Source organism: Cryobacterium sp. MLB-32, from assembly GCF_000738085.1.
GTDB lineage: Bacteria > Actinomycetota > Actinomycetes > Actinomycetales > Microbacteriaceae > Cryobacterium.
Genome location: NZ_JPRS01000120.1, coordinates 1 through 9,625, shown reverse-complemented (window position 1 = coordinate 9,625; position 9,625 = coordinate 1). Strand labels below are relative to the sequence as shown.

General features: G+C 65.2%; 8 protein-coding genes, 1 tRNA gene, 1 other RNA gene and 1 pseudogene. 5 read left to right on the top strand and 6 right to left on the bottom strand.

The annotated features are described in order from the left end of the window. Window positions 1–171, top strand: a transfer-messenger RNA (tmRNA) gene (gene ssrA / locus JF66_RS22300); the annotation flags it as partial. Between the two features lie 176 nt (window positions 172–347). Then, window positions 348–2,129: a SulP family inorganic anion transporter gene (locus JF66_RS12420; protein WP_051973492.1), complete on the top strand. Its 1,782-nt coding sequence runs from the start codon at window positions 348–350 to the stop codon at window positions 2,127–2,129. A 21-nt stretch (window positions 2,130–2,150) separates the two neighbouring features. Here JF66_RS12420 and JF66_RS12415 read toward each other — a convergent pair whose 3' ends face one another. The 3 genes from JF66_RS12415 to JF66_RS12405 all read right to left on the bottom strand — a co-directional run bounded on the left by JF66_RS12415 (window position 2,151) and on the right by JF66_RS12405 (window position 5,427). Beyond that, window positions 2,151–3,665: a CYTH and CHAD domain-containing protein gene (locus JF66_RS12415; protein ID WP_035878479.1), complete on the bottom strand. Its 1,515-nt coding sequence runs from the start codon at window positions 3,663–3,665 to the stop codon at window positions 2,151–2,153. A gap of 51 nt (window positions 3,666–3,716) precedes the next feature. After that, window positions 3,717–4,889 (bottom strand): globin domain-containing protein, encoded by a 1,173-nt coding sequence (locus JF66_RS12410; protein ID WP_035878475.1) that lies wholly within the window; start codon window positions 4,887–4,889, stop codon window positions 3,717–3,719. A 91-nt stretch (window positions 4,890–4,980) separates the two neighbouring features. After that, a complete protein-coding gene (locus JF66_RS12405) occupies window positions 4,981–5,427 on the bottom strand; it encodes an Rrf2 family transcriptional regulator (RefSeq protein ID WP_035878473.1) in 447 nt (148 codons plus the stop codon). A gap of 61 nt (window positions 5,428–5,488) precedes the next feature. Between JF66_RS12405 and JF66_RS12400 the strand changes: the two genes are divergently transcribed. Continuing rightward, complete coding sequence (locus JF66_RS12400; RefSeq protein ID WP_081882361.1) at window positions 5,489–6,208, top strand: trimeric intracellular cation channel family protein; 720 nt, start codon at window positions 5,489–5,491, stop codon at window positions 6,206–6,208. A 249-nt stretch (window positions 6,209–6,457) separates the two neighbouring features. Here the strand turns inward: JF66_RS12400 and JF66_RS25325 are convergent. Further along, window positions 6,458–6,562, bottom strand: a pseudogene (locus JF66_RS25325) (hypothetical protein); the annotation flags it as partial. Between the two features lie 286 nt (window positions 6,563–6,848). After that, window positions 6,849–7,652, bottom strand: a complete 804-nt coding sequence (locus JF66_RS23000) for a GNAT family N-acetyltransferase (RefSeq protein WP_231556401.1) — start codon at window positions 7,650–7,652, stop codon at window positions 6,849–6,851. Window positions 7,653–8,024: 372 nt separating this feature from the next. Between JF66_RS23000 and JF66_RS12385 the strand changes: the two genes are divergently transcribed. Next, a complete protein-coding gene (locus JF66_RS12385; RefSeq protein ID WP_035878464.1) occupies window positions 8,025–8,237 on the top strand; it encodes a hypothetical protein in 213 nt (70 codons plus the stop codon). A 150-nt stretch (window positions 8,238–8,387) separates the two neighbouring features. Here the strand turns inward: JF66_RS12385 and JF66_RS12380 are convergent, their stop codons facing one another. Beyond that, window positions 8,388–9,206: an inositol monophosphatase family protein gene (locus tag JF66_RS12380; RefSeq protein WP_231556400.1), complete on the bottom strand. Its 819-nt coding sequence runs from the start codon at window positions 9,204–9,206 to the stop codon at window positions 8,388–8,390. 116 nt (window positions 9,207–9,322) lie between these two features. Between JF66_RS12380 and JF66_RS12375 the strand changes: the two genes are divergently transcribed. Next, window positions 9,323–9,395, top strand: a tRNA-Lys gene (locus JF66_RS12375). Window positions 9,396–9,625 lie beyond the last annotated feature (230 nt).

Here is a 9,625-nt window from a genome sequence, read left to right as displayed (position 1 = left end):
TGCTTCTACATTGAGCCACGGGGTGTAGAGGGACTTAAACGAAGGCTGGGCCTGTCGGAGTAGATGCCAGTGGCAAATTCCGGGGCCGAGAAAGCGATTTCACTGGATACACCCGTAGAAGGCATATGACCACAACAGTGGACCGGGGTTCAATTCCCCGCATCTCCACAAACGGATGGTTGTCACACGCAGTTGAGTGTTTCGTTCACACGACAGGCCGCCCGAGAGGGCGGCCTGTCGTGTATCCGGGTCGTTGATCTTGGGGATCCATCGCAGGGAACGGGCCTTCTGGCGCGCACCCCACGATGATAATGTGGCGCCAGACGACGTTCCCGGAGAGGAACTCAATGGCTGCGAAGTTGTGGCGCGGATGGGTGCCGGGAATCGACACCGCCCTGAGTTATCAACGCAGCTGGCTGGTTTCTGATATCCGCGCGGGGATCGTGCTGACGACGCTGCTCATACCCGTCGGAATCGGCTATGCGGAGGTGGCCGGTCTGCCGCCAGAGGCCGGGCTGTATGCCACGATCATTCCCGCTTTCGCTTACGCCGTCTTCGGCCCGTCGCGCATTCTGGTTCTGGGCCCCGATTCCGCCCTGGCGCCGATCATCGCCGTGGCCATCATGCCGCTCGCGCTGGGCGACAGTGCGCGCGCGGTGGCCCTCGCCGGCCTGCTCGCGATCATGGTGGGCCTGATTCTGCTGGTCGGCGGTGTGCTACGCCTCGGGTTCGTCACGGATCTGCTGTCGAAGCCCATTCGGGTGGGCTACCTCAATGCACTTGGCCTGCTGGTGATTATTTCCCAGGTCCCCGCTCTTCTGGGTTTCTCGGTAAAGACCGAGTCCCCGTTTACCGGTGTCGTCGGCATCGTCGGGGGGATCGGGGCCGGCAAGGTGGATCTGCCCGCGACGCTGATCGGGCTCGGCTCGCTCGTTGTGATCATTGTGCTGTCCTGGCGACGATCACGCGTTCCGGGGGTCCTCGCGGCGGTGGTCGGTTCGATGCTGCTGACTGCGATTCTCGGCCTGCAGAACGATGTGCCCGTCGTCGGCGCCATGCCTCGTGGCTTTCCCGCACCGGCCCTCGGGTCGCTGCAGTGGGCGGATGTTGCTGCCCTTGTGCTGCCCGCCTTCGGTATCGCTCTCATCGCCTTCGCGGACACCGCGGTTCTCTCGCGCACGTTCGCCGCACGGCGAGGCGAGAACGTCAGCGGCAGCCGGGAAATGTCCGCGATCGGCCTGTCCAACATCGCGGGCGGGCTGTTCGGAGGATTTCCGGTTTCTGCTTCGTCGTCCCGTACGCCCGTCGCGGAGCGGGCGGGGGCCCAATCACAGTTGACGACGGTCGTGGGTGCCCTGCTCATCGTCGTCTTCATGTTGTTCGCCCCGGGGTTGACGGCGTACCTGCCCTCGGCCGCTATTGCCGCGGTGGTGATCGTCGCCGCGGCCGGTCTTGTGGACGTGAGGGGATTCCTCGCCCTCCTGAAGATGAGCACGAGCGATGCGTTGTTGTCTCTGGCGTCGTTCATCGCTGTGCTGGTGGTGGGGGTGATCGAGGGCATCGGGGTGGCAATCATCCTGTCCCTGGGGGCGTTCGTCAGCCACGCCTGGCGGCCCTATCGCGCGGAGCTCGGCCGCGTCCGTGGCCTGCGCGGGTATCACGATCTCTCGCGGCACCCGGAGGGCGAGCGGCTGACCGGGATCGTGATCGTGCGCTTCGACGCGCCGCTGTTCTTCGCCAACGGAGGCATCTTCGACGACTACATTCGGGCGACCGTCACCGCCGCCGGCGACGACATTCACACGGTGATCCTGGCGGCGGAGCCCATCACCGAGATCGACACGACCGCGGTGGAGGAACTGATTGAACTCGATGACTTTCTGGCCTCCCGGGGCATCCGATTCATCTTCGCCGAGATGAAGGGCCCGGTGAAAGACACCCTCAGGGAGTACGGCCTGGGCACCCGATTCCCGCCGGAGCGATTCGCCAGCACTGTGGGAACGGCGGTGGATGAAGCCACCGGTACCCTGCGCGGGGACCCCGACGGAACCCGCTGGGATGACGATGGTGATGGTGATGGTGATGGTGATAGCGATGGACGCGGGGGTGTGGATCGGGGCGAGATCTGATGATCGGCCGGCGACCGCCGCCTAATCGGGGCGGCGAAAGGCCTTCCACGCCGCCTGGAAGCGGGCTTCGGCATCCGCTCCCCGAGCCTCCTCCTTGGCGTGCAGGCGACCATAGGTGAAGGTGTTTTCGCCGTGCAGATAGGCTTCGACCGCGCTGCGGTGCAGGAGCAGATCCCGGGCGATCACGCTGTCCTGGTGCTCGCCCAGGATCGTCTGCAGGCTCTGGGCACTCGCCGCGAGACGGCGGGAACTTTTGCGCGCGATGGGCAGGGCTGTTTCGGCCGCGTAGCGCAGGCGTTTCGCGCGTTTGCGTACCGTGTGCAGGGCCAGGTCGTGCTCCTGACCCTCAGCGGCATCCGGCAGCGCACGCACGGCAGCTCGAAGTGCCTTCCAATCCTGCTCCAGCAGGGTGGGCACAAGCTTTCTCGCCGATCCGTACGCGAGGTTCGTGAAGCGTGGAGAGACGAGCCAGGCGCCGAGATCGTCGAGAAGTCGGAAGTATCGAGCGTGATCGAGAACAGCGAGGAGCGCCTGCCGAGCCGCCGAGCTCTCTACGGCGAATTGGCCGGCCAACCGCTCGACCACCGGGCCGAGCAGCAGCTGCGTGGGTTCTGCCTTGACGAGCGTGCTGAGGCGGTCCTGTTGCACGTGTTCGTCGCGCGAGTCACCGAGAACGCCGGCAAGCCAGCGCAACTCGTGCCGCAGATGGGCGGTCCCCGCCTCGTCGGAGAGCAGGTCGCCGTAGGTGGCGAGGGCCGATCGCAAGCGCCGCGTTGCCACGCGCATCTTATGCACGGCATCCGGCTCGTCATCGCGCACGCGCGGGTCCTGTGTCACGAGAACGTTGATCTGCTCGTGCGCGTAGGCCAGCAGCACCGTGGCGACCGCACCGGATCCGGTGGCCACGGGAGCGGGGGCGGGCTCGGCCGGGAATTGATCGCCGAGGGCTCGTGCGAGCTTCGAGGCGTGAGCTGAGGGGCAGATGCCGATGGACTGGAAGATCTGCCGACCGGCCGCGAGCAGTCCCCGTGACCCATCGATCAATTCGAATTCCCACTCGCGCCAGGTCGAGTGCGCGGGCTCCGGCACCAGTCGGTCGGCCTCGACGCGGTCGTCGCAGACGTCGGCAAGCGCCTCACCGTCCACCCCGCGTAGGCGATGCACGATGCGGCGGGTACGCAGCAGCGCGACCGCCACAAGGGGGCGGTCGCGCACGTGAACTCGGACGAGTCGAGCGAGGGCTTCCGGAACGACGTCGGACTCCCCAGCGAGTGGGGCGTGCACCTCCTGGCGCTCGGTGGCACCGATCGGCAGCTTGAGGTGCCAGCCGGCGTCGTCACCGCCCGCCCGCCGTCGCAATGTCACATGGTGCGCCGCGAGCACGAGGTCGTGTGTATCGAAGTACACGGCCTCGAGGTGGTGTTCGAGGGGGTGTTCGACCGTATCGACCCCGGGCAGATCGTGCAACCGCGGCAACTCCGTTGAGTCGTCGACGTCAAACTTCAGTTCAATCTCACGGTACCTCGATGTGTCCACACCGTCACCTTATCGCCGAGGGCGGGAGATGCGAGGTTCACGGGCCGAGTTTTAGGAGTCCTCGCCGGCGAGCCACAGGTCGGGGCCGAAGACCTCGTAGTGGATGCGCTGGGCGGGTACGCCCGAGGCGAGAGCCTGCGAGCGGATCGTGCGCATGAACGGCAGCGGCCCGCACAGGTACATGGACGCGTTCTTCGGCAGGGTGATGCCGTCAAGGGACATATTTCCCTCGTGGGAATCCTCGGCGGGATCCTTCAGCCACAGCTGCATGGTGGCCGAACTCAGGTGGGCGACATCGGTACGCATCTGGTCGCGCAGCGCCCAGCGGTCGAGGGTATTCTCGGCGTGCAGCACGAGTACTTCACGCGCGGAGTCGGCATCCGCGAGGGACCGGAGGATCGAAGCGCTCGGGGTGCAGCCGATTCCGGCCGAGGCCAGGATGAGCGGACCGTCCTCGTCGTCGAGCGTGACGTCGCCGCACGGGTGCGACAGGGTCAACTGGTCACCGACCTGCACATCACGGTGCAGGGCAGGGGAGACTTCGCCGTCGGCGTCGAGACGAGTGGTGAAGACACGGACATCGCTGCCTGTTCCCGCGGAAAGCGTGTACTGGCGCACCTGCCGGATGCCATCCGGCATCATCACCGTGACGCCCACGTACTGGCCGGGCTTCGCATCGGACACGGGGGTGTCGTCGGCGGGAAGCAGCGTGAAAGTCATGGAATCGGCTCCGGCCTTCTCTTTCGTCACAACGGTCCAGGGGGCAAGTGCCTGGTCGCTCGCGAGGCCCGCGTACAGTCCGTTCTCCTGCTTGATCAGCGCGTGGGCCATCAGCCAGTAAACCTCTGTCCAGGCGTCGGCGATGTCGGCGGAGATAACGTCGCTGAGTTCATCGGCGATGGCCTCGAAGAGATATTTGTAGACGATGTCGTATTGCTCCGGCCGAATGCCGAGGGAGACGTGCTTGTGGGCGATGCGGGAAAGCATGATCTCGGGCGCGCTGTCGGGATTCTTCACGAGGTGCGTGGCGAACATGGCGACGCTGGCGGCGAGGGCCTGCTGCTGGGTGCCGTTCTTCTGGTTGGACCGGCTGAACAGCCCGTCGAACAACTCAGGGTGGGCCGTGAGCATGCGGTGGTAGAAATTCCTCGCGATGGCGGGCATCCGCTCGCCGACCGTGGGGAGAGTGGCTTCGATGATGGGGACGGACTGAACCGAAAGCATATGAACTCCTTGATTGTGGGGACAATCCCAAAAGTAGCATTTGATATGCGTGTATTCGCGGCTTTTTCTACAAAGCGTAGAAATCAGGGTCTTAAGGCCCGGTTTGAGTCCGGGACAAGGTCAGCGGCACGGGGCCGGGCCGGCGGCCGGGCGCCATGGAGGTGATCGTGAGGTCGTCGAGTTGCGCGTAGAAGGCCTCCCTGGCCTGTCTCAGCGCGCCTCGTAGTCCGCAGCCCACGAGAAGAGGGCAGGGGCCGTCGTGTGTTTCGCAGCCCGCGAGGTCGGGTCGATCATCGAGCTGGCGCAGAAGCCAGCCGACGGTCGCGGTGCGTCCGGCCGGGCTGATGCGCACTCCGCCGCTCCTGCCGCGTTCCACCTCGACGAGCCCGAGCGCCCGCACTCGCATGACGGCCTTGCTCACGTGGTTGTAGGGCGTGCCGACGCGCTCCGCGATCACACGGCTCGTGAGGAGGTCGGGTTCGGCTGTGAGCAGCATGACCACCCGCAGGCAGACATCCGAAAATGCAGTGATTCGCATGTCTTCAGAATAGGCGTGAGCTCCGGAGCCCGGTGAATGCGGGAGAATGGGGCAAGTGACAATGGACTCAGCGGCGATCTTCGAGGTGATCCGCTTCGTCGACCTCGCGGGCGTGCTCGCCAACGCCGTTTTGGGTGGTGTGGCAGCGCGGTCAGCTCGTCTCGACATCGTGGGCTTCGTCGTGCTCGCCATCATGTCAGGCCTCGGCGGCGGCATCATTCGGGACACTCTGTTGCAGCAGGGGCCGCCCGCGGCGCTCACTGACTCGGCATACCTCATCACCGCGGTGCTCGGCGGGGTCATTGCCTATTTCGTGACGTTCAATGGTCGCTGGTCGAGGCGGGTGCTCGTTCTTCTTGATGCGCTCGCCGTGGGCTGTTGGTCGGCCGTGGGCGCACAGAAGGCACTCGAGGCGGACCTGGGCTGGATGCCCGCCATTCTCCTCGGCATCATCACCGCGGTGGGCGGTGGCATGGTTCGGGACATCATGCTGCTCAAGGTACCCACGATCTTCGGTGGCAACACCCTCTACGCCACGAGTGCGGTGCTCGCGAGTACCGAAATGGTGATCCTGAGCAAGCTTGGCTACGTCGCTCTGGGAACCGCCGTGGCGATTCTGAGCGGCGCCGTGCTGTCGTTGCTGGCCCGGCGCTACGGCTGGGTGCTGCCGACCGGTTATGCCCTCCGGATTCCCAAACCGATCTTCCTGATCAACCCGCGTGTCTGGCGCGAGCGGCGCCGAAGCGCACGCGACGCTCGGAGACGCCCGGACGTCGACTAAGTCGAGCAGTTCCTCGGCGGGCAGAGTTCTAGCTCGGTGGTCGGATGGGGCGTCGGCTGGGAGTGTTGGCGCGGTGGCTGGCGGCGGGTCGCCAGGTGCGGGTCGGGTCGAAGAGGCTTGGATCGAGCCTGTCGAGATCACCGGGCCGCGTACTTCGGGTCGGCCGCGCACCATCCGGATCTCCCACCCGGAGGTGTCGATCGTCGCGTGGTGGTACCAACACAAGAGACATCCATTGTCTATGTCTGTATTTCCGTGGTGCTGCCACGGGAGGATGTGGTGCACCTCGCACCACGCTGCGATCGCCCGCCGCTGGCCCGGGGTGAAGAACCGCGTCTTCTCGCCGAGGATCATGTTCTGAAAGCCGCCGGCGCACATTTTCTGCCGCACCGCCCCTTCCGTCTCCGGGGTGATCGCGCCGGTCGCCGACGCGACCAGCGCTCGTTCCACCCGGTCGAGGCCGTCCGGGGCGACCCGCCGGGCCAGGTGCTCCAGTGCCGTGACAATCACCTCGGCCGCGTCCACCCCGAGTTCCCCCGAGGCGAGCCCCTCGGCGACCGCCGGGTGCTGCACCGCAACTTCCTGCCCGAGCAGTCCGCGTCTACGTCGGACTCCAAGACGGCAGCGTTCCGGAGCTGATCTAGTCGGCGAGACGGCGCGCGGGTCCGGTGTCGATCCACTCGCGGTAGTGGCGTTCGATTCCTGCCGTGGCGTGGCCCCACTCGCTACCGGCGACGCGCTCCTGATGCGCGTGAAAGTCGGCTGCGTTCTCAAAGCGCTCCTCGACCTGCCACACCAGAGGATTGCTCGTCTCGGTGACATTGAACGAACGGCATCCTGCTTCGGCCCGGGTCAGAGCGCGGTGCAGCGGGAGGTGTTCCCGCACGGCGTTGGCTTGATGTCGGGTCCGGCAGACAAGCTGTCCGCTCAGGCACACCTCACCGACGACCAGGCTCTTTGTCATCCGGTAATTTGTGAGCCGCACACCGGCTCTCACCGGGTGTTGTTCTGCCTCGACCGTGAACCCGCAGCGTTCAAAGAAGGGCCGGGCCGTGATGCTGACGTCGGCACTGAGAGCCGTCAGCCGCTCCATCCGCGCGTGGGCCTCCACATGGGTGATCAGGTGCCGTGCAACCCCGCGTCGGAGGTGTCGCGGGGCGACGAACATCATGTCGATGTACCCGACGTCGTCCACGTCCGAGAAGCCTGCCAGGGCACCATCAACAGTCGCCACGTAGCTGTTCCGCCCCTGCATCGCGGTATGCCACGCCGGCAGCTCCCGCTCTTCGGGCCGCGCCCAGGCGTGTATCTGCTCGGGTGAGTAGTCGGCGGCCGCGGTCTCTGTGACGGCGGCCAGGAAGATCGCCAGCGTCTCCGCGGCATCCGCCTGACCGTACGAACGGATGACGATGGGTGGCGTATCCGCGCTTGTGTTCAACTCCACCTGACCAGCATCCCACCCGCCAGTGCTGAGCGATGAAAACGACCACGCGCGCATTGCCACGGACTCCGCCAATTTGGCACCTTGTGTTTCAGCGGCTGCCTGCCAGACTGGCACTGTCGTCCGGCCGAAACAGGTGGGAATTCGTTGAGGAGGATGGACAAATGCGGGGCAAAGGGGGGCTCGGCATCACGGCCTGAAATTCGGTTCGGGCCGTCGTCGCGGCGATGACGATTGCCGGCAGCACGGTTGCTGTGGCGGCATGCGCAACGCAACGAGTGGGCTGAGGGGCACGTGTGGGGCGCTTGTGGTGTGAGGCGCGGCCCATCCGCCCCTTAGCCACACTCGTTCAGATCTTTGACAGGAAAGAGAAGCATGATTTTCCATGAATTTGTCGGGCCCGAGGTTCCGGAGGGCGGGTTGGGTCCCCTCACGACAGGTGTGATCGCCTCAGGGGTCATGACGGCGGTCGGTGCCATCATGCTGGTGATTCTCTTCGTCCTCGTCGTCCGAATCTACTCAGCGGTTCGTCGGCTCGAGAAGAACCAACAGCTTGCGTCCGAAGACGAGGTGCGCCCGCACGTCTAAGGCCCCGGCGAACGCCGCTTGTCCGGGGACCGGCCTTCGACAACGTCTTCACGGCCAGCATCGCGAGTAACCGTTGGCAACGGTATCGGCTGTCGAGCTGGCTTGGTACCGTCAATTAGTCGCCGGCTGCCGAACCATCGTCACGGGCGCTCAGGGATTGAGTACGGCGAGGGTGGCCGCGTGCAGCAGCCCGTTGGTGGCCAGGGCGCTGCCGTGCCATACGCCGGGCTGACCCTCGACGGAGGTGAAGATCCCGCCGGCCTCCTGCACGATGGGCGCGAGAGCGGCCATATCGTAGGGCTTCAGGTCGAATTCACCGGCGATGTCCAGATGCCCTTCGGCGAGGAGCATGTACGACCACATGTCGCCGTACGCCCGAGTCCGCCAGACCTGACGCGAGAGACTCACGAGGGAATCGAGGTGCCCGGCCTGGTCCCATTGCTGGATGCTGTTGTAGCTGAGGGAGGCGTCGGCGAGGGCGTCGACGCCGGAGACGCGGAGTCTGGTCGGCGCGGCATCGGGCATCCGCTCGTCGCTCGCCCACGCGCCGCCGCCCACACTGGCCCACCAGCGCTTGCCGAGCGCGGGGGAGCTGACGACACCGAGCACCGGAACGCCGTCAACGGCGAGGGCAATCAGGGTGGCCCAGATCGGGATTCCCCTCATGAAGCCGGCGGTGCCGTCGATCGGGTCGATGATCCACTGGCGTTCGGTGGAGCCCTCGGTGCCGAACTCCTCGCCGAGAATTCCATCGCCGGGCCGGTGCTCCGCGAGCAGGGCGCGGATGGCCCGCTCGACGGCCTGATCGGCGTCCGTCACGGGGGTTCGATCGGGCTTCGTGGTCACGACGAGGTCAAGCGCGGTGAAGCGCACGCGGGAGATGGCGTCGGCCGCGTCAGCGAGGGCCCTGGCCAGTTCGAGATCGTCGGAAAGAAGGTAGGCAGGGGGCGCAATTCGAGGCTCGGTCACGCTCTCAAGGATAGTAATTCCGTGGGGTGACACGCGGGAGGCTGCTCGATTGGCGCCAAGCGCTTTTGTGGTGTTATTGTTGATCGTTCCCGCAGGTTGCCCTGCAGAAATAACATGCACCTCTAGCTCAATTGGCAGAGCAACTGACTCTTAATCAGTGGGTTCCCGGTTCAAGTCCGGGGGGGTGCACAGAAATATGGCGTCCTATCAGGGGTTTATCTCCCATGAAATGAAACTTGACTCCAAGTAGATATCCCAAACTCACGTGTTACTCACACGAATGCTTTGAGGCAGATACAGAAAAAGACCCCGTCCAACTGGACGGGGTCTTTTGTTTTGCCGTTTGGAATCAAGCCGTTAGTGCTTTCGGCATGAGGTTGTCGAGCGCGCCCGCACCTGCATCGTCGACCGTGTTGATG

Coding starts and splice junctions, on each gene's coding strand:
- JF66_RS12385 (WP_035878464.1), top strand. CDS start 8,025: ATGATTTTCCATGAATTTGTCGGGCCCGAGGTTCCGGAGGGCGGGTTG.
- JF66_RS12405 (WP_035878473.1), bottom strand. CDS start 5,427: ATGCGAATCACTGCATTTTCGGATGTCTGCCTGCGGGTGGTCATGCTG.
- JF66_RS12420 (WP_051973492.1), top strand. CDS start 348: ATGGCTGCGAAGTTGTGGCGCGGATGGGTGCCGGGAATCGACACCGCC.
- JF66_RS12400 (WP_081882361.1), top strand. CDS start 5,489: ATGGACTCAGCGGCGATCTTCGAGGTGATCCGCTTCGTCGACCTCGCG.
- JF66_RS12410 (WP_035878475.1), bottom strand. CDS start 4,889: ATGCTTTCGGTTCAGTCCGTCCCCATCATCGAAGCCACTCTCCCCACG.